The sequence below is a fragment of the Bradyrhizobium sp. USDA 4449 genome, from assembly GCF_054056275.1.
The window spans coordinates 4379089-4401111 of sequence record NZ_JBSRYD010000001.1 but is presented as its reverse complement, the minus strand read 5'-3'; the positions used below and the strand labels follow the sequence as shown (position 1 = coordinate 4401111).

At 64.9% G+C, this 22023-nt stretch carries 15 protein-coding genes and 2 pseudogenes; 5 read left to right on the top strand and 12 right to left on the bottom strand.

Annotated elements, in window-relative coordinates:
- Nucleotides 1-6: 6 nt before the first annotated feature.
- The 3 genes and pseudogenes from ACVIIW_RS20560 to ACVIIW_RS20550 all read left to right on the top strand — a co-directional run bounded on the left by ACVIIW_RS20560 (nt 7) and on the right by ACVIIW_RS20550 (nt 2704).
- Entirely contained in the window at nt 7-1374 is a 1368-nt protein-coding gene (locus tag ACVIIW_RS20560) for a L,D-transpeptidase family protein (RefSeq protein WP_456702385.1), read from the top strand.
- Nucleotides 1375-1495: 121 nt separating this feature from the next.
- A pseudogene (locus tag ACVIIW_RS20555) lies at nt 1496-2312 on the top strand (enoyl-CoA hydratase).
- 113 nt (nt 2313-2425) lie between these two features.
- The gene (locus ACVIIW_RS20550; protein WP_456702384.1) at nt 2426-2704 is read left to right on the top strand and encodes a hypothetical protein; all 279 of its coding nucleotides are present in this window, start codon (nt 2426-2428) and stop codon (nt 2702-2704) included.
- A gap of 41 nt (nt 2705-2745) precedes the next feature.
- On the opposite strand, the gene ACVIIW_RS20545 is transcribed toward ACVIIW_RS20550, so the two are convergent.
- The 3 genes from ACVIIW_RS20545 to ACVIIW_RS20535 form a co-directional block, all read right to left on the bottom strand.
- A complete protein-coding gene (locus ACVIIW_RS20545) occupies nt 2746-3825 on the bottom strand; it encodes an isocitrate/isopropylmalate dehydrogenase family protein (RefSeq protein WP_456702383.1) in 1080 nt (359 codons plus the stop codon).
- Between the two features lie 165 nt (nt 3826-3990).
- The gene (locus tag ACVIIW_RS20540; RefSeq protein ID WP_456702382.1) at nt 3991-5058 is read right to left on the bottom strand and encodes an alcohol dehydrogenase; all 1068 of its coding nucleotides are present in this window, start codon (nt 5056-5058) and stop codon (nt 3991-3993) included.
- An 83-nt stretch (nt 5059-5141) separates the two neighbouring features.
- Nucleotides 5142-6311: a CaiB/BaiF CoA transferase family protein gene (locus ACVIIW_RS20535; RefSeq protein ID WP_456702381.1), complete on the bottom strand. Its 1170-nt coding sequence runs from the start codon at nt 6309-6311 to the stop codon at nt 5142-5144.
- Nucleotides 6312-6497: 186 nt separating this feature from the next.
- Here ACVIIW_RS20535 and glgA point away from each other — a divergent pair, with 186 nt between their 5' ends.
- Nucleotides 6498-7913 (top strand): glycogen synthase GlgA, encoded by a 1416-nt coding sequence (gene glgA / locus ACVIIW_RS20530; protein WP_456702380.1) that lies wholly within the window; start codon nt 6498-6500, stop codon nt 7911-7913.
- Between the two features lie 195 nt (nt 7914-8108).
- On the opposite strand, the gene ACVIIW_RS20525 is transcribed toward glgA, so the two are convergent.
- From ACVIIW_RS20525 to ACVIIW_RS20500, 6 genes are all read right to left on the bottom strand, one after another.
- Nucleotides 8109-9059, bottom strand: coding sequence for an oxygenase MpaB family protein (locus ACVIIW_RS20525; protein WP_456702379.1), 951 nt, complete (start codon nt 9057-9059; stop codon nt 8109-8111).
- Nucleotides 9060-9130: 71 nt separating this feature from the next.
- Entirely contained in the window at nt 9131-10273 is a 1143-nt protein-coding gene (locus tag ACVIIW_RS20520) for a patatin-like phospholipase family protein (RefSeq protein WP_456702378.1), read from the bottom strand.
- Between the two features lie 190 nt (nt 10274-10463).
- The gene (locus tag ACVIIW_RS20515; protein ID WP_456702377.1) at nt 10464-11774 is read right to left on the bottom strand and encodes an MFS transporter; all 1311 of its coding nucleotides are present in this window, start codon (nt 11772-11774) and stop codon (nt 10464-10466) included.
- A 23-nt stretch (nt 11775-11797) separates the two neighbouring features.
- Nucleotides 11798-12319, bottom strand: coding sequence for a PRC-barrel domain-containing protein (locus tag ACVIIW_RS20510; protein ID WP_456702376.1), 522 nt, complete (start codon nt 12317-12319; stop codon nt 11798-11800).
- Between the two features lie 23 nt (nt 12320-12342).
- Entirely contained in the window at nt 12343-14547 is a 2205-nt protein-coding gene (locus ACVIIW_RS20505) for an amylo-alpha-1,6-glucosidase (protein WP_456702375.1), read from the bottom strand.
- Nucleotides 14548-14606: 59 nt separating this feature from the next.
- Nucleotides 14607-16370, bottom strand: coding sequence for an ABC transporter ATP-binding protein (locus ACVIIW_RS20500; RefSeq protein ID WP_456702374.1), 1764 nt, complete (start codon nt 16368-16370; stop codon nt 14607-14609).
- Between the two features lie 268 nt (nt 16371-16638).
- On the opposite strand from ACVIIW_RS20500, the gene ACVIIW_RS20495 reads away from it, so the two are divergent.
- Entirely contained in the window at nt 16639-17709 is a 1071-nt protein-coding gene (locus ACVIIW_RS20495; protein ID WP_456702373.1) for a glycosyltransferase family 4 protein, read from the top strand.
- 160 nt (nt 17710-17869) lie between these two features.
- Here the strand turns inward: ACVIIW_RS20495 and ACVIIW_RS20490 are convergent, their stop codons facing one another.
- The 3 genes and pseudogenes from ACVIIW_RS20490 to ACVIIW_RS20480 all read right to left on the bottom strand — a co-directional run.
- Nucleotides 17870-19801: an alkyl/aryl-sulfatase gene (locus ACVIIW_RS20490; RefSeq protein ID WP_456702372.1), complete on the bottom strand. Its 1932-nt coding sequence runs from the start codon at nt 19799-19801 to the stop codon at nt 17870-17872.
- Nucleotides 19802-19897: 96 nt separating this feature from the next.
- Nucleotides 19898-21181 carry a TRAP transporter large permease gene (locus ACVIIW_RS20485; RefSeq protein WP_456705211.1) on the bottom strand — a complete coding sequence of 428 codons (1284 nt, stop codon included), beginning with the start codon at nt 21179-21181 and terminating at the stop codon, nt 19898-19900.
- A gap of 225 nt (nt 21182-21406) precedes the next feature.
- Nucleotides 21407-21748: pseudogene (locus ACVIIW_RS20480) on the bottom strand (TRAP transporter small permease); the annotation flags it as partial.
- Between the last annotated feature and the right edge of the window lie 275 nt (nt 21749-22023).

Genomic DNA, 22023 nt, shown 5'->3' with positions numbered 1-22023 from the left:
GACCTCATGGGAAAGACCAGACAGATGCCGAAATGCCATGCCTTGATCATTGCCGTGGGCCTCCTCGCCGGCGCGTCCGCATTCGCGCAGTCCGAGACCACCGGTCAGGCCGGGCCCAAGACGGCCGCCCCGTCCGGCACTGTCCCGGCCGCCGCCAACCCGGCCCACGCTGCCGTCCCGAAGACCGCGGCTGCGGCATCGGCGTCGACGCCCGAGAGTCGCTCGGCCGCAGCGCTGGCGCTGACCCATGAGCCGACCTTCGACGAGGGCACCGCCCAGCGGATCAAGGACGCGGCGCTGAGCTATTCCGATCTCGCGGTGCGCGGCGGCTGGCCGACGATCCCCGCGGACGCCAAGTTCGCACTCGGCGTCCAGGGCGCCAATGACGATCTGCTGCGCAAGCGCCTGATCCTCACCGGCGATCTCGCGGCCGAGAAGGCGAGCGGTGCTTTCGACCAGGATCTCGCCGACGGCGTGAAGCGCTTCCAGGCCCGCCACGGTCTTGCGCCGACCGGCCTGATGACGCCGCGCACCTTCGCCGCGATGAATGTCCCGGTGCAGAAGCGCATTCGCCAGCTCGAGGCTTCGCTGGAGCGGCTCGAGAACACCAATTTCAGCTTCGGCCGGCGCTATGTCGTGGTCAACATCCCCGCGGCCTTTGCCGAGGCGGTCGAGAACGACGTCGTGGTGCGGCGCTATCGTGTCATCGTCGGCAAGACCGAAAAGCCCTCCCCCACGCTGACGGCGGAGATCACCGGCGTCGTCCTCAACCCGACCTGGACGGTGCCGTCCTCGATCGCCCAGACCGAGATCTCCGCGCACATGCGCAAGGACCCCACCTATCTGTCGCGCATGCACATGGAGGTGCTCGACGGCCACGACAATCCGATCGATCCGCATTCGGTCGACTGGTCGGGCACGCACACGCCTAATTTCACCGTGCGCCAACAGAACGGCAGCTTCAACGCGCTAGGCGCCGTGAAGATCGACATGCCGAACTCGTACTCGGTCTATATGCACGACACCAACCAGCGCAGCCTGTTCAGCGACGATTACCGCTTCGATTCCCACGGCTGCTCCCGTGTCGACAATGTGCGCGATCTCGCCGCCTGGCTGCTCAAGGACCAGCCGAAATGGACGCGCGCAGCGATCGACGCCGAGATCGCGACCGGTCAGCATCAGGAGGTCGCCATGGCCAGGAGGGTGCCGGTGGCCTGGATTTATCTGACGGCCTGGATGACCAAGGACCAGACCATCCAGTTCCGCAACGACGTCTATAACCAGGACGAGCAGTTGCTGGAGGCGACGGCCGAAGAAGCGGCGTTCTTCAGCAATGCCGGCAACCATCCGCTGACCGCGCACATGGCCCAATAGGATGCCGCAATAGGCATGCAATGGCGGCACGGCCGGATGCAAGCCCGCATCCCCGCCACGATTGACCCGGGCCTCGGCCTGACAGCACATTACGCCTCGCCAACCGACGAGCGAGCGCGCGATGCCTGATCTGTCCCAAGAAACTCCCTACGCCGACGGCAAGATCCTCAAGCAGGTGACCGACGGCGTCGGCATCATCACCTTCAACAATCCCGACAAGCGCAACGCGATGTCGCTGGAGATGTGGGAGGGGATTTGGCGAAGCGCTGACGGCCTTGCGCGACGACGACGCGGTGCGCGTCGTGATCCTGCGTGGCGCCGGCGGGAAGGCGTTCGTGTCTGGCGCCGACATCAGCCAGTTCGAGAAGGTCAGGCACAACGCGGCGGCCTCCGAAGAGTATGGCAAGCGCAGCGCCGCCCAGCGCGCGCTGCTCGCCGATTACCCGAAGCCGACGATCGCATGCATCCAGGGCTTTTGCCTCGGCGGCGGCATGCAGCTCGCGATGCTCGCCGACATCAGGATATCGGCGCACGACAGCCAATTCGGCATTCCCGCGGCGAAGCTCGGCATCGCCTATGGCTATGACGGCTTGAAGCACCTGGTGTCGCTGGTCGGTCCGTCCTGGGCACGGCTCCTGATGTACACGGGCATGCGCATCGATTCCACGGAAGCGCTGCGCATCGGTCTCGTGGAACGCGTGATCCCGGACGACCAGCTCTGGGGCGAGACCATGGCGATCGCTATCACGATCTCGCAGAACGCGCCGCTCGCGATCAAGGCGGCCAAGATCACCATCGCCGAGGTGCTGAAGGACGAGAGCGCGCGCGACATGGACGCCATCAAGGCGATCGGCACGGCATGTATGGACAGCACCGATTTCCGCGAGGGCCGGCAGGCCTTCATGGAGAAGCGGAAGCCGCAGTTTTCGGGGAAGTGACGCCGAGAAGCTGAACCTTCATTCACGAAGATTAAATTCCTCGCCGCACAGCGCCGCGATTGCAACCAACTGATTTGCCGCAAGTTCTCCCGGCACCAACGAGGGAGATCGCGATGAAACTCAAATTGGCTGTTCTTGGTCTGGCTGCCCTCGGCAGCGTGGCGCTGGCGTCGGGACAAGCGCTCGCGGCGATGCCGAACGGCATCCCGCAGGCCGACAAGGTCGCAAGCGGTCCGGCCGCCCATGTCGATCAGGTGCGCTGGGTTTGTAATCCATGGGGCCGCTGCTGGTGGCGCCCGAACTATTACGGCGCCTACGGCTTCTACGCCCCTCGGCGTTTCTACGGCCCGCGTCCGTGGGGCTGGGGCCATCGCCACTGGCGCCGCTGGTAACGACGAAGGGGCCGCGAGGCCCCTTTCTCTCGCGGGGGCGGCTACAGGGCCGCGAGCACTGCCTTCGTGATGTCGGCCGTGCCGTTGCTGCCACCAAACTCCATCGGCTTGAGCCCGTCGGCATAGACCTGATCCACCGCGCGCTCGATTCTTTCGCCCGCCTCCATCGCGCTCTCGACGCCGTGCTTGTCGGCAAGCCAGTCCAGCATCATCGCCGCCGACAGGATCATCCCCGTGGGATTGGCCTTGCCCTGTCCCATGATGTCGGGCGCGGTGCCGTGGCACGGCTGGAACACGGCGTAGGTGTCACCGATGTCGGCTGAGGGTGCCATGCCGAGGCCACCGATCAGGCTCGCGGTGATGTCGGACACGATGTCGCCGAACATGTTCTCCATCACCATTACGTCGAAATCCCAGGGGCGCTTGACCAGCATCGCCGAGCACGCGTCGACATAGAGCCGATCGGTCTTCACACCAGGATGTTTCTTCGCGATCTCGTCGAAGATGCCGCGGAAGAACGCGAACGCCTTGAACACGTTCGCCTTGTCGACGCAGGCAAGCGAGCCCTGCTTGCCGCGCGCCTTGCGCCGCTCGGCCAGGCGGAACGAGAAGTCGAACAGGCGCTCCGAGGTCTTGCGCGTGATCACCATGGTCTCGCGCGCATCGTCATGAGTGACGACGCCTTTGCCCATCGAGGCGAACAGGCCCTCGGTGGATTCGCGGATCACGACGAGATCGATACCGCGCTTGTCGGCACCGACGATCGGGCTCGGCACGCCGGGTATCAGCCGCGCCGGCCGCACGCCGGCATAGAGATCGAAGATGAAGCGCAGCTCGATCTGCGGCGCGATCTCGGTATTGTCGGGGTAACGCACCGACGGCAGGCCGCAGGCTCCGAGCAGGATAGCATCCGCCTCCTCGCAGAGCTTGATGGTCGAGTCAGGCATCGACTTGCCGGTCGCCAGATAATTGTTGGCGCCGGCGGGCGCCTCGGTGAAGCGGAAGCGCAAATCCGACTTCGCCCCGATCTTGCGCAGGACTTCGAGCGCGGGCGCCATGACTTCGGGACCGATGCCGTCACCGGCGAGCACGGCAATGTGGAAGGCGTTGTTTGCGGACATTTAAGAGGCCTCGAGGAAGGAGCGAGCATCATTGCGAGGAGCCCGCGACAAGATTGCGAAGCAATTTTGCGCTGGCGACGAAGCAATCCAGACTGTCTCCGCGGAGGGATTTCTGGATTGCTTCTTCGCTTCGCTCCTCGCAATGACGGAGGAGAGAGTGCGCAATTACGGCGTCAGCACGGTGCGCCCGACCACTGCGCCCTGCTGCAGCTGCAATAGCGCATCGTTGGCTTTGCTCAGCGGCGCCGTCGTCACCGGGATCGGCGCGACGTTCTTGGCGCGGACGAGGTCGAGCAGCTCCTGGGTCTCGCGCAGGTTGCCGACATAGCTGCCCTGGATCGTCACGGCCTTGATCGGGATCAGCGGCAGCGCCCAGGTCGCGCCGCCGCCGAACAGGCCGACGATGACGAGCTTGCCGCCTTTGGTCAGGCAGTCGAAGCCGAGCTGCGTCGTTGCGGCATTGCCGACGAGGTCGATCACCGCGCGGATGGGCCCGCCCGCTTTCTTGGCCAGTTGCTCCAGCGCATCGCCCGCCTTGGGATCGACGGTCGCAAGCGCGCCGGCCTTCTCGGCGGCTTCTCGCTTTTTGGCGTCGATGTCGACCACGATCGCGCCCTTGCTGCCCATTGCCTTCAGCAGCGACAGCGCCATCAGGCCGAGGCCGCCGGCGCCGAACATCACGATGGGCGTGTCAAAGTACTGCTCGACCTTCTTCAGCGCGCTGTAGGTGGTGACGCCCGAGCAGGCGTAGGGCGCGGCCGACGCCGGATCGAGCCCTTTGAGATTGAGCAGATAGCGCGGATGCGGCACCAGCATGTGATCGGAATAGCCGCCGTCGCAATAGACGCCGAGCGAGCGCGGTGTCAGGCACATGTTCTCGTCACCGGCCAGGCACGTCGTGCATTTGCCGCAGCCGATCCAGGGATAGACCAGGCCGGTATCGCCGAGCCTGAGCTCGCCTTGATCGGTCGGCTTCACGTCCGGACCGAACGCCAGCACCTCGCCGACGGTTTCATGCCCCATGGTCAGCGGCAAATTGATGCCGCGTTCCTTCAGCGACAGCGGCTTGCGGCCATGGCCGAGATCGTAGCCGCCTTCCCAGATGTGGAGATCGCTGTGGCAGACGCCGGCGGCCTTCACCTTGATCAGGACCTGCGTGCCCGAAGGTTGCGGCGTCGCCTCGTCGAACTCCTGCAGCGGCGCCTTGAAATCGGCGACCTTGAAACTCTTCATCGGAATCCTCCCGGCATGCTTCTCGTTATCGCTACCACCATGCCATGGCTGGTGGAACGAGACAAACCCGTTAGCCGCGCCGCTTAAACTGACGGGGCCTCGCCGAGGCCGATCTCCTCGCGCAGTGCGCGCGTATGCTCACCGAGCTCGGCCATGGTCTTGCCTGGCGTGGTGTCGGCTCCGGTCATTCGGAATGGCAGATTGATCACCCTGAACGCGCCGCCTCCATCCTCCACCGATGAGAGTGCCTGCCGGTGCGCGAGCTGCGGATCATCAAGGGCTTCCTTGATGGTGCGATAGGCCGAGGCCGGCACGCCGGCTGCGCTCAGCGCGACAAGACATGCGTCGGTCGACAGTTGTCGCGACCACGCTTCGACGCCGTCCATCATGTCGGCCCAGTTCTCGCGCCGCGAGGCATAGCAAGAGAAGCGTGGATCGGAGATCCATTCGGGCCGGCCGATTACGCCCATCAGGGCCCGGAACGTCTTCTCGCTGGCGACCGTGATCATGACAAAACCGCTGGCGGTCTCGGTCGGGCCGAACATCGGGCGCGGCGGCGGCTTCACCGCGAATTGCGAGCTCTGCAATTCGATCACCGTCAGCGTCAGCATCGATTCCAGCATGGAGACGTCGATGTGCTGGCCGAGCCCGGTCGCCGTGCGCTGGTAGAGCGCGGAGGCGATCGCGCCAAAGCCGTAGGTGCCGGTGACGACGTCGGCATGGTAGATGCCGCAATAGTCCGGCCTGTTACGGCCGGGCTGGTAGGCGAGATGCGCCATGTCGTAGCCCGAGGCGGCATGAATCACCGGCGCATAGGCCGGCAGCTCGGCGGACGGACCGCTCTGGCCGTAGCCGGAGATCGAGCAGTAGATCAGCCTCTCGTTGGCCGAACGCAGGCTGTCGTAATCGAGCCGCAGGCGGCGCATCACGCCCGGGCGAAAATTCTCGACCAGGATGTCTGAAGTCGCCGCCAGCCGGCGCGCCGCCTCTCGTCCGTCCTCGGACTTGAGATCGAGCACCACGCTCTTCTTGCCGACATTCAGCTGGCCGAACACGGTGCTGCAGCCGTTGCGCAGCGGGGGCCGGGTCCGCATCGTCTCTCCGCCATCGGTCTCGATCTTGATGACCTCGGCGCCCATGTCTGCCAGCATCCGGGCGCAGTGGGGGCCGGCGATGGTGGTCGAAAAATCCAGGACCCTGAGGCCCGCAAAGGGCTTTGTCGTCGTCCCCTCATGCCTATCTGCTGGCTGCATGCCGGCCACGTCTCCCCTTGTGTCCCCGTAGGAACCATCGATGTTCCCCGTCGTTGTCGCCCGACCCTAAAGGGCGGCGGCTGAGTAGGAAAGTCTTTACCGAACCGATGCGTCTCGTGGGGGGCTTGGGACAACTGGACCCGATCTTGCATAGCAGCAATCGGGATCAGCAGGGGGCATTCGTTCTTGAGGGTCTTATTCGTCACGACAGAGATGGACGACTTCGTCCGCGTCGGCGGACTCGGTGCCGTCTCTGCTGCCCTTCCCCGAGCGCTACGCCCCTTCGCCGATATCCGGATCATGCTGCCCGGCTATCGCGACATCATCGAACAACTCACGCATATTCAGGTCGTTGGCCGCTGTCCGGCGTTTGCGGAGATGCCGGCCTGCTCGCTCGGCCGGGCCGCGACCAAGGACGGAATGCCGGTCTATGTGCTGTTGTGCTCACAGCTCTACGACCGGCCCGGCAACCCCTACGGCGACGAGTCCGGACGCGACTGGCCTGATAACGATATCCGTTTCGCGCGTTTTGCCTCGGCTGCCGCCGAGCTTGCCATGGGCAAACTGGACAAGAATTGGGCAGCAGACCTGATCCATGCCAATGACTGGCAGGCTTCGCTCGTGCCGGCCTATCTCGCCTGGCGCGGCAGCAATCTGCCGTCGGTCCTGACCATCCATAATCTCGCCTATCAGGGTCTCTTCCCGAAGGAGTCGCTGCGCCGGATCGGTGTCCCCGAAAGCTCATTCCACATCGACGGCGTCGAGTTCTACGACCAGCTCTCCTTCCTCAAGGCAGGGCTGGTCTATGCCTCCCACCTCACTACCGTCAGCGGCACCTACGCCCGTGAGATCACCACGGCGGAATTCGGCTGCGGCCTCGAAGGCCTGCTGCGCGTCCGTTCCGATGCGGCCGAACTGACCGGCATCCTCAACGGCATCGACGAGAGCTGGGACCCGCGCTCCTGCGCCCAACTCGCACAGCAATTCGGCGCCGGCGACTGGGTCGGCAAGCAAGCCAATGCGGATTATGTGCGCAAGCAGTTCGGGCTCGCGGTCTCGCGCGGGCCGATGTTCGCGATCGTCGCGCGTCTCGTCCACCAGAAGGGGATCGACCTCGTGCTGTCGGCCGCAGACGAGATTGTCGATGCCGGCGGGCAGATCGTCGTCACCGGCTCCGGCGAGCCCGCTCTCGAGCAGGCGCTGGTTGAGGCCCATCGCCGCCGCCCCGACGCGATCGGCGTCACTATCGGCTTCAACGACGCCCACGCGCGCCGCATTTTTGCCGGCAGCGATTTTACGCTGATGCCGTCGCGCTTCGAGCCATGCGGCCTCAGCCAGATGTATGCGCAACGCTTCGGCTCGCTGCCGATCGGCCACCAGACCGGTGGCCTGGCCGAAACCATCACCGACGGCGAGACCGGCTTCCTGTTCAAAAAACCCTCACACGAATCCTTCCTGGGCGGCGTCCGTCGCGCCTTCGAGGCTTTCATGACGCAAGATCAGCTCGACACCATGCGCCGCAGCGCCATGGGCCGCTCGTTCTCGTGGAGCATCTCGGCAGGAAGCTATAGCAAACTGTATCGGAAACTGGCGACGGTGTGAGGCCGGCCCGAGGCGCCTCCGCACGCTCCGTTGCGAGCGCTTATCTCTCACCGTCACCCTGAAGGTGCTCGCCTCTTCGGCGACCCTCGAAGGGCGACGGCCCGGCTACAACAGCGGCGCCGTACATCCTTCGAGGCTCCCGGCGCGATGCTTTGCACTCGCACCTCGGGATGACGGAGCTGAGCGCGAAAACCCTCACTCCTTCCCGCGCACATCCATTTGCGGCCGGCCGATCCAGGCACGGTTCAGGCAACGTGTCATCCAGTCGGGCTGAGCCTCGCCTCGCAGGCGCGCCTGCGCTTCCTGATACGGGCCGACGTAACGCAGCCGATCCGGCAATTTCGGATAGACACCCTTGATCCACCGCAGCGCGTTGTCGGCTGCCCTCTTGTCGCGCGGGTCGAGCTCAAGTCCAAAACCTGCTCGCAGGCGTTCCGGCAAGAGGCTTGCCGTCAGCGCGCCGTACCATCGCGGCGGCCGCAGCCACGGTCGCGCGCCGCGAAAAATCTGCGCGGCGATCTCCCGCGCGGCCGGGCTGACGGTCAGCGTGTCCGACTGCGTCATCGCTGCGGTGTACGCTGCGAAGCCGGACCAGTCGGCGGGTAGATCATTCGGCGTCAATCCGAACAAGGCGCCAAACGTCCGGCTCTCGACCCAATAGCGCTCGCGCTCCTCGGCCGAGAACGGCGGCAGGACCAGATCGTGCGCCATCAGCGCGGTCTCGACCAGCGTCGCGTAAACCCAGCGCAGCGACGGGATGTCGTTGGCGCAGTAACGCGAGCCGGCCGCGAATGGGCCAACGGTCTCCGGAATCTCGCCGACTATCATGGCGTGGCGCCGGTGCAACTGCCGCGACGACAGCATGGCCCGATCGAGCGACCCGAACACCATGGCGAAGACGATGTCGAAGGTGCGATGGAAGCGGCCGATCGGATCGGCAAAGGTGTTGGAATGCTCGGCGATGGCAGCGGCGACCCAGGGATGCGAGAGTTGCAGCAGCAGCGCACGACCGGCGCCGAGGAAGATCACGGCCTCCCGATCGATCCGCCAGGTCATCGTGTCAGGACCGAACACGCCCGGCACCGGCCCTGCCGCGTGAGCGCAGACCCGATCGAGAGCCGCTTCCAGATCGTTCGCGGATACCACTTGCAGAGCCTCGCGACGGCGGATCGGCCACGACAATCCGCACGGCCTGTGGCAATTCGATGAAGCGGACGCTATTCCGCGGCCAGCTTCATCTCGTCGATGTACTCGTGCAGCACCACGCCCGACAGCGGATCGAATTCGCCGATCCACGGCGCGCGCGCCAGCACCGACCTCGTATGCGCATAGCCGGCGTCCCAGCGCTGCATGATGCCGGACGGGCTGAAGTCGATGTCCTTGGTGTGGGTCTCGCGGTCGAGCTGCGGGGCCAGCATTCGGACCACATGCATGCGCGTCGAACAGCCATAGCCGATCAACTCCCTCACCGCGGGATCATTGCGCTCGCCCTCGGGCAATCGCGCCGCAAGCTGGTTGATGACGTGGCGCAGCCGATGAGCCTGCTGCTGGCGCTCGATCTGGCTCGCAATCCGGCTGGAATATTGCACGTCCTTGTGGCGGGTCAGCACCTCTCCCATCGTGGTCGGCTCGGCGCCGGCGGGATTCCACAAATGCACCGAGAAGATCAGCGAATCCCTGCGCGGATTGTCGTCGAACACGGCTTCCGTCGGTGAGTTCGACAGGATGCCACCATCCCAATAGAGCTCGCCATCGATACGCACCGCCGGAAACGCCGGCGGCAGCGCGCCCGAGGCCATCACGTGCTTCACCGTCAGCTCGTCATCTCGGCTGTCGAAATAACGCATCCGGCTGGAGCCGACATGCGCAGCACCAACCGTCAGGCGCGGCGCGCCGCGATTGGCGAGGCCGAAATCGACGAGTTCGCGCAGCGTGCTCTCCAGCGGCGCCGTCGAATAATAGCCTGCGCGATCGGCCCCGAGCGGGAAGGACCAGCCGGCATGCGCCAGCGGATTCGGCTGGAAGAAGCCGGCAATGCCGCGGGCGATGGTCGACCAACATGCAAGCATGTCGTCGAGGCCGGGAATGCCCGTCGGTAGAGGCCAGGCCGGCCTCTGCTCCATCCGTTTCCAGAATTCTCTCAGGCGCGCGAGCCGATTTCCAGGCGTATTGCCTGCGATCAGGCTCGCATTGATGGCGCCGATCGAGGTGCCGATCACCCAGTCGGGCTCGATCCCCGCCTCGTGCAGGGCCTGGTAGACGCCCGCCTGATAGGCGCCGAGTGCGCCGCCCCCTTGCAGCACCAGGACGATCTGGCCCGGCAGGTTGTTGGGCCTGCACACCCCGGCATTTGCCTGCATGCCTGTCGCACTCCCGCTCCTGAGAGCCTTACGCAAGATCCTCAGGCATTGTTACGCCCGAGGACCATCGGCCGTCCAGCAAACATGGTCCGGGAGGGGGTGCGGAAATGTGAGCGCTTCCGGCGACGTGACCGGTCTTGGAGACCTGATATTTCACCGAACCCGCGAGACCAGCGCCGGCTGACCTGGCTCAGCCGGCCATTTCTTTTGTCGCGATCCCCATGCGCCGCGTCTCCGGCATGACGAAAAGGATCAGCAAAAGCCCGGCCGCCGCGATGCCCGCGAGCCCCAAGAAGGCGGTGGCATTGCCGAACTTGTCGCTGACATAGCCGCCGAGCGCGGTGCTCAATGACGCACCGATGCCGGTCGCCGTGCCCACGATGCCCTGCGCCAGATTGAAGTGCCCGCTGCCAAAGGCGATATCAGCCACAACAAGCGGTATCATCACCGCGAACACCGCGGCCGTGAACCCGTCGAACACCTGCACCAGCACCAGCAGATACGGATCGCGCACCGTCGCGAACAGCAGGCCGCGAATCGTCAGCGCGCCGAGCCCGATCAACAGCAGCGGCCGCCGACCCCAGAGCTGCGCCTTGCGCCCGACCGAAGGTGACAGCAGCGCCACGATCGCCTGGGGCACGACGATGCAGAAAGCAACCAGCACCGTCGCCCACTGGCTCGAACGCGCCGTCACCGCGCTTGCCATCAGTGGCATCATCGAGGCGTTGGCAAGCTGCAGCAGCAGGACGCTGAGCGCAAACACGATGAGCGGCCGCTGTCGGACCAGATGCCAGACATTGGTGTCGCCGGGAACAGGCGCCTCGCGCGGCATCTCGCCGTGACACCGGGCGATGTCGACCTCCTCCTCGCGGATGCGCGACAGCGCGATCAAGGTCGGAATCGCGAGCACGAAGGTGACCAGGAACACCGAACGGCTCGAGAGCAGATAGCCGGCGGTGCCCATGACCGCGGCCGCGACGCCGTTTCCGAGCGAGGCGAAGCGCGCATTGCGGCCGAGCCGCTCACCGATCGCGAGCGGGCCGACCAGGCCCAGGCTGATGGCCGCAATCGCCGGCCCCAGCACGCAACTCGCCGCCGCATGCAGCGCGGCTGCGGTCACCACGACGGGGAAGATCGGCATCGCCGCATAAGCGAGCGCGCAGCAGCCGATGGTCGCGATCGCAAGGCCTGCGACCAGCCGCTCGGATTTCGCAGCATCGATGATGGCCCCGCCTGGCATCTGCCCGATCAGCCCGACGATGCCGCCGATCGAGAGCACGAGTCCGATCTCGACCTGGGTCCATTTCTGCGTGGTCAGATAGACCGCAATGAAGGGGCCGAAGCCGGTCTGCACATCGGCGAGAAAGAAGATGAACCAGTCAAGGCCCCGGAGACTCCGGCGGGACGGCGCCGGAATGCCCGCAAGCACGGCCGCGGCGACGTTGTCCTGTTCAACGCGTCCCCGGTGCTTTTCATGATCAGGCTTTCTCGACACGAGCACAGGCGGTCAGCCCTCCCCCCTCCTCACTGGATGGCTTGCAGCGGTTGAAGACTGCCGGACGCTCCCAGCACGACCATCGGCGTGTCTTCCTTGTACTCCGGCGCGGCCGCGACCTGGGCCTTGGTCAATTCCAGCGTGATGCTGTCCTTCTTGTTGGCTATCTTGCCGAAACGAAGCGCATTCCAGTCGACCACGATCTTGCGACTGCCGACGCCGAGGAAGCCGCCGAAATCGATCACGGCGGCGCGGACATGACCCTCGCGATCGACGATGACGTCGACGATGCGTCCCATATCCTCGTCCGCGGCGCTGCGCACGTCGCGGCCAAGCACGCCGTGGGCATCGCTGGCGCCGATAATGGTCACAGACGGCGGCGGCGCGGCATCCTTCGGCGTCACCGGCACGACCGAGGCCGGCGGCTGCACCGGCGTCGGCGCCTTCGCCTCGCTTGTGGCCGCAGGCGGCTCCTCGGCGGCCCGCGATACCGTAACCGTCAATCCCGCGACCAGCGCCGCGCTCAAAGCCAACCACCCGGCGGTGCGCATGAACTCCTCCTTGCGACGCGCCGCTAGCGCGCCAGCACGATCGACACCTGGATCTGGCCGCGCGTACGCAGCACCTCCAGCGCCACGTCATGGCCATGGCGGCTGACGCGCAAATCGACGCTGGACTCGCCCAGCCGCAGATCGCGCAAGATGACCTCGTTCAAGAATGCCGGCAGATGCGGATTGCGGAGGCGTATCTCGCAGCGTGCGACGTCGAACTCGATGCCGAGCGCGGCCTCCAGAAGCGTGAACGGCGTCGCACTGGCCCAGGCCTGCGGCGCGCAGGCCACCGGGTAGAGTGTCGGCCCGCGCCGTTTCTCGCGGCGGAAGCCGCAGAACAATTCGGGCAGGCGGCGCAGATCCATGTAGGTCGCGGCGTCGAACAGGCCCTTGAAGACGTGCGCGACCGAGTGCTTGAGACCGTAATGGGCAAGCCCGAGCGCGATCAGCGCGTTGTCGTGCGGCCAGACCGATCCGTCATGGTACGACATCGGGTTGTAGCGCACCTCGCCGCGCGCGACCGTGCGAATGCCCCAGCCCGAGAAGAAGTGCGGCTGCATCAGATCGGCGGCAACGCGACGGGCGCGGTCCTCGCGGATCATCCCGCTGAACAGCACCTGACCGGCATTCGAGGTCCGGACCTCGCACCGCTGCTTCTGGCCGTCGAGCGCGAGCGCATAGGTGCCGAGTTCCTCGCACCAGAACGCCTTCTCGAACCGCTCTGCCAGCGCCTTGGCCTCCGTCTCGAGCTTCCTGGCGACGTCAGGCTTGCCGAGCCGCAGTGCGCATCGCGCGGCGAGTTGCTTGGCCGCGTAGACGTAGCCCTGGACTTCGGCGAGCGCGATATTGCCTTCGGCCAGCTTGCCGTCGGCATGGAAGATCGCGTCGTAGGAATCCTTCCAGCCCTGGTTGGCGAGGCCCTTTTCGGTGGCGCGCTGGTATTCGACGAAGCCGTCATGATCGGGGTCGCCTGGTCCATCGATCCAGGCGAGCCCCGCCTCGATCGCGGGCCATAGCTCGACCAATGTCTTCTCGTCGCCGGTGCGCTCGAAGTAACGTCCGGCAAGCATGACGAACAAGGCGGTCGAATCCACGCTGCCGTAATATTGCGAGAACGGCACTTCGCCCAGCGCGGCCATTTCGCCGCCGCGCATCTCGTGCAGGATCTTTCCTGGCGCAGCATCCGCTGACGGATCGACGGCCTTGGCCTGGAAATGCGCGAGCCGCCGCAGCACACCCTTGGCGACGCGGGGATCGACCCACAGCATCTGCAGCGCGGTGATCAGGCCATCGCGGCCGAAGGTCGTCGAGTACCAGGGAATGCCGGCATAGGGATAACGCCCCTGCGGCGTCGCGGTCATCAGCATGTTGAGGTCGGCCATGGCCTGGCACAGCACCTCGTTGAAGATGTTGTTGGAGGTCTCGATGCTGGCCGTCCCGATCGTGGACTGCCGCATCTCGCGGCGATGCGCCAGCAGTCCCCTGAAGAAGCGCGCCGGCTTCTCCCCGACGGGACGGTTGCAGGACGCCGCCACGAACAGCGATTTCGACTCATGCGGCTCCAGCTCGAGCTGCCAGGTCGCGGCATTGACCGAAAGCCGCGTCGGACGCGGATCGAAATGCAAGCCGGTGGTGCGCTCGGCATCGTCGAGACCACGATACTCGAACAGCACGTCGGTCGGCCCGAGCAGCTTGCTGGTGCCGGTGCCGCGCCGCGGCCGCCGCTCGCCGCGCACTTCGAACAGATCGGCAAAGTCGTTGTCGAACAGCAGCGTGAGCTCGAAGGCTGCCGCCTGCTCGCCGTGGTTCTGCAGCCCGATGCGTTGATAGGCCGTGCCGCGCCACAGAAAGATCGTGCGCACGATGTGCAGCAGATCTTTTTGCAGGACGATCCGGCCCTCGCGATAGATATCGGGGTTGGTGAGATCGACGGTCAATCCCGAATTGTCGTCGCGCAGGTTCGACCCGAGCAGCAACGGCTGGAGATCGTCGAGCACGAGCTCCAGCCGCGCCAGATAGCGCGTGTCGTGGTTGAACAGGCCATCCGGGCCGCCGGCGGAAGCGCCGATGTCTCCGTGGCTGTCCAGCACGATGAAGGTGTCGTCGTGCTTGAGCGACCGCCGCGGTCGCGCGGCGGGACCGGTCATCGGAATGTAGAACGGCTGTTCCGCGACGGGCTCCATCGCCTGCGGCACGGATTTGATCTTGGTTGCGGCTTCGGCTGCCATGAGCTGCTCCCCTGCGGCTTGTTTTTCGAACGCGACCAACGCAAACGCGACTGTTGGGTTTATGCGGCGAACTTCGCGAGCCGGCTCATTTCCTGCGTCACCAGTTCACGGTACGGACCATGAGCCTGCATCAGACGGTCAGGCGCCCCGTCCTCGATGATCTTGCCGTGCTTGAGCACGATCACCCGGTCGAAATTGCGCAAGGTCGCCAGGCGGTGCGCAATCGCGATCACGGTGCGCCCCCGCATCAGCCGCGTCAGCGCCTCGCGGATGGCTTCCTCGGACTCACTGTCGAGCGCAGCCGTCGCCTCGTCAAGCAGCAGGATCGGGGCGTCCTTCACGAAGGCGCGCGCGATCGCGATGCGCTGGCGCTGGCCGCCGGACATCTTGACACCGCGGTCGCCGACCATGGTGTCGAGACCTTCCGGCAGGCTGTCGATGAAATCGCAGCGCGCTGCAATTGCCGCCCGCAGCACCTCGTCGTCGGTCGCATTGGGCCGGCCGTAGCGGATGTTCTCTCTGATGGAGCGATGGAACAGGGAAATATCCTGCGGCACCACGGAGATCGCTTCGCGCAGGCTCTGCTGCGTCACCATGGAGATGTCCTGGCCGTCGATCGTCACGCTGCCCTCGTCCACGTCGTAGAACCGCTGCAGCAGCGTGAACAGGGTCGACTTGCCGCCGCCGGACTGGCCGACCAGTCCGACGCGCTGGCCGGGCTGCAGCCGCAGGCTGAACCGCTCGAAGATCTTCTCCGCCCCGGGGTAACCGAACGTGACATTGTTGAACGCGATCGCCGCGCCGGTCTTGACGAGGGGGCCGGCCGCGGGATGATCGCGCAACTCGTGCGGAACGAGCAACGTCGCGATCGCCTCGGTCAGTCGGGCGACATGCTGGGTGACGTCGACCAGCGCCACGGCGAGGTCGCGCGTGGCATTCAGAATCGAGAGGCCGAGCGTGCAGACCAGCACGACGTCGCCGGTCGTCGCCTCGCCGTCCTGCCAGAGCACGATGGCCCAGGCCATCAGCGCCACCGTCAGCACGACGGTGATGGCTGCATGCGTCAATCGCAGCTTCTCGAGATAGCGCAGACTGCGGCTGCGTGCGGTGAGTTCCCGGTTGACGGTAGCGTCGAACCGCTCATGCTCGTGGCCGATGCCGCAGAATGCGCGGACCAGGGGCATGTTGCTGATGACGTCGATCATCTCGCCGTCGACGACGGCGGCCTTGTCGGCGAAATCGTCATGGAGCGGTTTGCCGGCTGCGGCCAGACGGAACATCGCGAATACCATGCCACCGGCGATCACGATCAGGCCAAGCGCCATATAGGGACTCACGGTTCCAATCAGCGCAATGGCCGCCACCGTTGCGATGCAAGGCGGCAACACATTCCAGACGAACATGTTCTCGACGGTGAACACGGCGTTGGAAGTGGCCGTAATGCGGCTCGTCAGCATCCCCGGCATGCGGTCAGAGAAATAACTCGGTGCGTGACCGGTCAGATGACGGAATATGTCACGGCGTAAATCGCCCGTGACACGGACGAACGTGAAGCTCGCGGTCCAGCTCGCGATCCGCCACAGAAAATTGTCGGCGGCGATCAGCGACATGAGCAAAATGAATGCCAGCCATACGCTGCCGCCATGCGAAGTGCCCGCAGACAAGCTGTCGACGAGAGATTTGACGCCGTACTGCGTGCCCACGGAACAGGCAACGGCCGCGACGACGGCGCCGAGGATCACCAGATGCGACGCCCATCGACGTCGCAGGTAGCGCAACACAAAGGCAAACGGCCTGCGCGCATATCCAGAAAGATGATCCATGTGACACCGACCCCGTCGTGATGATTCAACTGTTCTGCTGATCGACTGAAACATCGACCAGTTCGCCTCGGTTCCCGGGCAAGCTCATCACGACATGCGGATGCGGACGATCTGAGAAGATCAGATGGCAGCATCGAGACACGCGCGATCGAATAAGTAACGTTTGAGAAAAGGAACTTCGCAACTGCGGGAACGTTCCCTTGTCGGCATGCCGGTGCCGAGACACGGCGGGGGTTTCAACGTTCATGATCGCAGAGGAGATGGTGAGATGCGCATCGCGCAGGTAGCTCCGTTGACGGAGGCTGTTCCACCCAAGCTGTATGGCGGCACCGAGCGGGTGGTGCATTGGTTGACGGAAGAGTTGGTTGCCCTCGGACACGACGTCACCCTGTTCGCCAGCGGCGACTCGCAGACCTCGGCAAAACTCGATGCATTATGGCCGCGGGCGTTACGCCTCGACGGTTCCGTGCGCGATCCCAATGCGCTGCACATGGTGCTGCTGGAGCACGTGCGGCAGAAATGTGACGACGAGGAGTTCGACTTCGTCCATTTCCATCTCGATTATTATCCGTGGTCGCTGTTCTACCGGCAGCCGACACCGTTCCTGACCACGCTGCACGGAAGGCTCGATCTGCCGGAGCATCAGCCTGTTTTCAACACCTTCTCCAAGATGCCGGTGATCTCGATCTCGAACGCACAGCGGCGGCCGGTGCCACAGGCCAATTGGGTGTCGACGATTCATCATGGGCTGCCGGAGCGTTTGCTGACGCCGAAGCCGGCGAAACAGGAATATCTCGCCGTGCTCGGCCGCATCGCGCCGGAGAAGGGCGTCGACCGCGCCATCAAGATCGCGATGCATTGCGGCATTCCGCTCAAGATCGCGGCCAAGGTCGACCGCGCCGACCAGGACTATTATGACGAGCTGATCAAGCCGATGATCGCAGGCAATCCGCTGGTGGATTTCATCGGCGAGATCGGCGACCATGAGAAGTCGGACTTCTTGAGCGGTGCGCTCGGCCTGCTGCTGCCGATCGACTGGCCGGAGCCGTTTGGTCTCGTGATGATCGAAGCCATGGCCTGCGGCACGCCGGTGGTCGCCTTCAACCGCGGTTCGGTGCCCGAGATCATCGACGAAGGCCTCACCGGTTTCGTCGTCGAGGACATCCTCAGCGCCGCCGGCGTCGTCGGCCGTCTCGCGCAATTGGACCGCTCTGCCATCCGCAAGCAGTTCGAGCGGCGCTTCACGGCGCGGCGCATGGCGCTGGACTATCTCGCGGCCTATCGTAGCCTGACCGAGGCCCAGGCGCCGCGGATCAAGCTGGTGAGCAGCGCGGAGTAGCAGGCCTTTCGAAGGCGATTTGCGTCGTGGCCGGGCTCGTCCCGGTCATCGACATTTTGGGCCTGCTCCAGCGACCGGCTTCATCGCACCGGCGCAAATTGCTCCGCAATTTTGTCGCGGGATCCTCGCAACGACGGAGGATGCGGCGAGTCGCGTCGACCTACACCACCACCGACCGCTTCGGCTCCACGATCTCGAACATCCGCGGAAATTCGTCCATCAGTCCCATGAGCTCGGCGAGCTTCATCGGATTGCCCGACAGCTTGACCTTGCCGTCGGCGACCGCTTCCGGAAAGCTCGTCAGCTTTGCGATCACCTCGTCCAGCGTCGCCCGCGCGAGCGTGAAGCTGGCATCGGCGTTTCCGGCCTGCACACCTTCGGTGTAAGTCAGCGCGCTGTTTTCGAGGTTGAGCACGAACGTCTCGCCGGTATCCGAAAAGCGCCAGTTCAGCACGATGTGCTTGCCTTCCGCCTTCGGTCCGTTGAGGCGGATGCCGAGCACGTCCCAGAGCTGTGAGGTGCGAAGAGCGGCCAGCGTCTCCCGCGGCATCGGTGCGCGGGGCGGCGTCCGGGGCATGCCTTGGCGGAGCTCCTGGGCGCCGAACAGATAGGCGTTGCGCCAGGTCGAGCTCTCGGCGGCATAGCCGAGCTGCTCCAGCGTATCGGCGAGCAGTGCGCGCGCCGCCGCATTGTCCGGCTCAGCGAAGACGAGATGGCCGAGCGCCTGCGCCACGAAGCGGAATTCGCCCTTGTCGAAATCCGCGCGCGCACGCGAGAGGATCGCATCCGCGCCGCCCATATACTCGACATATTTCTTGCCGGACTCGACCGGCGGCAGCGGATCGAGGTTGACCGGATTGGCGTCGTACCAGCCGAGATATTTCTGGTAGATCGCTTTCACATTGTGCCTGACGTGACCGTAATAGCCGCGGCCGTGCCAGGCACCGTCGAGGCTGCCAGGCAACCGGATCGCCTCGGCGATCTCGGCGGCATTCAGGCCGTGATTCATCAGGCGAATGGTCTGGTCATGCGTGAATTTGTAGAGGTCGCGCTGCTCGCGGATCATGGTGTCGATGCGCTCGCGCCCCCACACCGGCCAGTGATGCTGGCCGCACATCGCCTCGGCCTTGCCGCCCCAGAGATGCAGGGCTTCGTTGAGGTACTTCGACCACGCCAGCGCATCGCGCACATCGGCGCCGCGGAACGGCAGCAGATTGTGGAAATTATGCGTGCAGTTCTCGGCGAGGTTCAACAGCTTGTATCGCGGCAGGAAGAAGTGCATCTCCGCAGGCGCTTCGCTGTTGGGCGCCATCTGGAATTCGAACGCGACACCGTCGATCACGCGCTTGTCGCCGGTCGCCATGATCAGATCGGTCGGGCGCAGCAGCGCGACCGTGCCCGCGGCCATGGTCTTGCCGAGGCCGCAATCGACATGGCCGCGCACGCCTTTGGCGAGGAACGGTCCGAACTGGTATTGCGCCCGGCGCAGCATCGCGGGACCCGCGATGATGTTCTCGGAGACGGCGTGCTCCATGAACAGATCAGGGGCGATGATGGGCACGCTGGCACTGGCGAGCGCATCCGCTTCCAGCACGCCGCGCGCGCCGCCCCAGTGATCGGTGTGGGTGTGGGTGAAGATCACGGCTGCGACCGGCCTCATGCCGCGGTGCTTGTAATAGAGATCGAGCGCGGCGCGCGCGCCTTCGATCGAGGTCAGGGTGTCCACGACGATGACGCCGCTGTCGCCCTCGATCAGCGTCATGTTGGCAATGTCGAGCCCGCGCACCTGGTAGACGCCCGGTACCACCTCGAACAACCCGTGCTGCATGTTGAGCCGTGACTGCCGCCACAGGCTGGGATTGACGGTCGGCGGCGCCTGATCCGTAGACAAAAAGCCATAAGGCTCGAGGCTCCAGACCGTCCGTCCCTGCCTGTTCACGATCTTCGCATGCTCGATCGTGCCGAGAAAGCCGCGCGCAGCGTCGTCGAAATCCCGCGTATCGGAAAACGGCAGCGCATTCAGCACCGCCTGATGCTGCGCAATGACGGACGGCGTTGCGCCCTTCGGCTCGCTGCTGGAGATCTCGGTCATCGGCTGGCTCCTCCCCTGCTCAGGTTGCAGCCATCTAAACCCATTCGTGCATCGGTTCCAACAGCCAACGGCCGGCTCCGCCGGTCGCTTGAAGCCTCAATGCATCCCCAGCACCCGCGGCAGCCACAGCGTCAGATCGGGCCAGTAGGTCACGATGACGAGGAAGCCGAGCATGGTGAGCAGCCACGGCATCACCGCGCCTGCGAGATCCGTGATGCGCATGCGTGCGATCATCGAGGCGACGTAGAGGTTCAGGCCGACAGGCGGATGGCAGAGGCCGACCTCCATGTTGACGTCCATGACGATGCCGAAATGGACGAGGTCGATGCCGAGCTTCTTGGCCGCCGGCGCCAGGATCGGCGCCATGATCAGGATGATCGAGTTCGGCTCCATGAAGTTGCCGGCGAGCAGCAGCAGCACGTTGACGACCAGCAGGAAGCCGACCCAGCCGAGATTTTGCGCCGCGATCCAGTCCGCAAGGATCGTCGGGAGGTTCTCGTTGGCGAGCACGAAGGAGAACAGCACCGCGTTGGTGACGATGTAGAGCAGCATCGCGCTGGTGTTGGCGGCGCGCAGCAGCACCCGCGGCACGTCCTTCATGCCGATCGCCTTGTAGACGAACACCGCGATGATGAAGGAATAGACCGCGGCCATCGCGGCGGCCTCGGTTGCGGTGAACAGGCCGCTGTAGATGCCGCCGATGATGATGACGACCAGCATCAATCCCCAGACGCTCTCGCGGAAGGCACGGATGGTCTCGCCCCAGGTCGCCTTCTTCAATCGCGGATAGTCGCGCGTTCGCGCGAGCCACCAGGTGACGATGCACAGCATCGCCGTCAGCAGAATGCCGGGCAACAGGCCTGCGACGAACAGCGCGCCGATCGAGGTGTTGGTGGACACCGCGTAGACGATCTTCGGGATCGACGGCAGCATCAGGATGCCGAGCGAGCCGGCGACGGTGATGATGCCGGCGCCGAAGCGCATGGGATAGCCGTGGCGGACCATCTCGGGCAGCACGATGGCGCCGATCGCAGCGACGGTGGCCACGCTCGAGCCGCAGACCAGGGCGAACATCGCGCAGGCGACGATGCCGGCGAGCCCAAGGCCGCCGTGCCAATGACCGATCAGCGAGGTCGCGAAATTGATCATGCGCCGGGCCACGCCGCCATGGGTGAGGAAGTTGCCGGCGAGGATGAAGAACGGGATGGCCATGATCTCGAAGCCTTCGATGCCCGTGAACAGCTTCATCGAGACGGCTTCGATCGGAACCGCGGTCAGCGTGAACAGGAACGTCATGACGGTGAGACCGAGCGCGATCGAGACCGGGATGCCGGTCAGCATCAGCGAGATCAGGAGCCCGAACACCGTTGCAGCGCGCATCCATTGCGGCAGTGCGAACACGCCGAACTTCTCGGCCAAGCACATCGCGAAAATCAGGACCGGCGCCAGGATCAGGATCACGCCGAGCGGCGAGACTTTTCGCGAAGCCGCTCTGGTTGCGGCGCCGGCGGGCTGCGGATGCAGCGCCGGAGAGACATCGGCCTCCACGCCCTCGACGTGGGTCTCGTCGTGATGCGGCAGCTCGCCGGTCCGGAAGTAGGACCATGAGACCTGGAGGAAACGGAAGCACATCAATCCGGAGCCGAGCGGGATCGCCAGATAGACGAACCACATCGGTGCTTCCAGATCGTTGGACTGCTGCCCGGTATGGAACATCTCTCGCACGAAGGAGGCGCCGAAGGCGGCGATCATGCCGGTGAAGAGCGCGCCGCACAGCAGCGAGAACAGGATGACATGCTTGCGCGAATGTTCGGGCAATCGGTTGACGAGCAGATCGACGCCGACGTGGATGCCGGTTCGCACGCCATAGGCCGCGCCGAACTTCGCCATCCAGATGAACATGTAGATGCAGAGTTCCTGCGCCCAGGACAGATCCAGCTCGGACATGAAGGTGAACACGGCCATCGACGCCGATGCCAGCCAGGTCAGCCCGTGAGCGGCGGCCCATCGCGACAGATTGATCGATTCGCCCGCACCGTAACGGTGCACGACCGCAATGAAGATCAGTCCGGTTGCAGCCGCAATGAGCGTCGCGATCAACCATTCTTCGAGATGGTTGAGCAGCTGGTTGAGCACGCGCAGCAAATCAGAATCCCCCTATCGATACGAAACGGTCGGGAGCCTTCACTCCCGACCGTTGGTACTGTTCTCCACGAAGGCGC

Bases quoted from the DNA above. Each gene is read 5' to 3' on its own strand.
- ACVIIW_RS20495 (WP_456702373.1), top strand. From the start codon at position 16,639: ATGCGCATCGCGCAGGTAGCTCCGTTGACGGAGGCTGTTCCACCCAAG.
- ACVIIW_RS20545 (WP_456702383.1), bottom strand. From the start codon at position 3,825: ATGTCCGCAAACAACGCCTTCCACATTGCCGTGCTCGCCGGTGACGGC.
- ACVIIW_RS20535 (WP_456702381.1), bottom strand. From the start codon at position 6,311: ATGCAGCCAGCAGATAGGCATGAGGGGACGACGACAAAGCCCTTTGCG.
- ACVIIW_RS20485 (WP_456705211.1), bottom strand. From the start codon at position 21,181: ATGCGCGCTGCAACGGTGTTCGGGCTCCTGATCTCGCTGATGCTGACC.
- ACVIIW_RS20540 (WP_456702382.1), bottom strand. From the start codon at position 5,058: ATGAAGAGTTTCAAGGTCGCCGATTTCAAGGCGCCGCTGCAGGAGTTC.
- ACVIIW_RS20505 (WP_456702375.1), bottom strand. From the start codon at position 14,547: ATGGCAGCCGAAGCCGCAACCAAGATCAAATCCGTGCCGCAGGCGATG.
- ACVIIW_RS20500 (WP_456702374.1), bottom strand. From the start codon at position 16,370: ATGGATCATCTTTCTGGATATGCGCGCAGGCCGTTTGCCTTTGTGTTG.
- ACVIIW_RS20520 (WP_456702378.1), bottom strand. From the start codon at position 10,273: ATGCAGGCAAATGCCGGGGTGTGCAGGCCCAACAACCTGCCGGGCCAG.
- ACVIIW_RS20550 (WP_456702384.1), top strand. From the start codon at position 2,426: ATGAAACTCAAATTGGCTGTTCTTGGTCTGGCTGCCCTCGGCAGCGTG.
- ACVIIW_RS20560 (WP_456702385.1), top strand. From the start codon at position 7: ATGGGAAAGACCAGACAGATGCCGAAATGCCATGCCTTGATCATTGCC.
- ACVIIW_RS20510 (WP_456702376.1), bottom strand. From the start codon at position 12,319: ATGCGCACCGCCGGGTGGTTGGCTTTGAGCGCGGCGCTGGTCGCGGGA.
- ACVIIW_RS20490 (WP_456702372.1), bottom strand. From the start codon at position 19,801: ATGACCGAGATCTCCAGCAGCGAGCCGAAGGGCGCAACGCCGTCCGTC.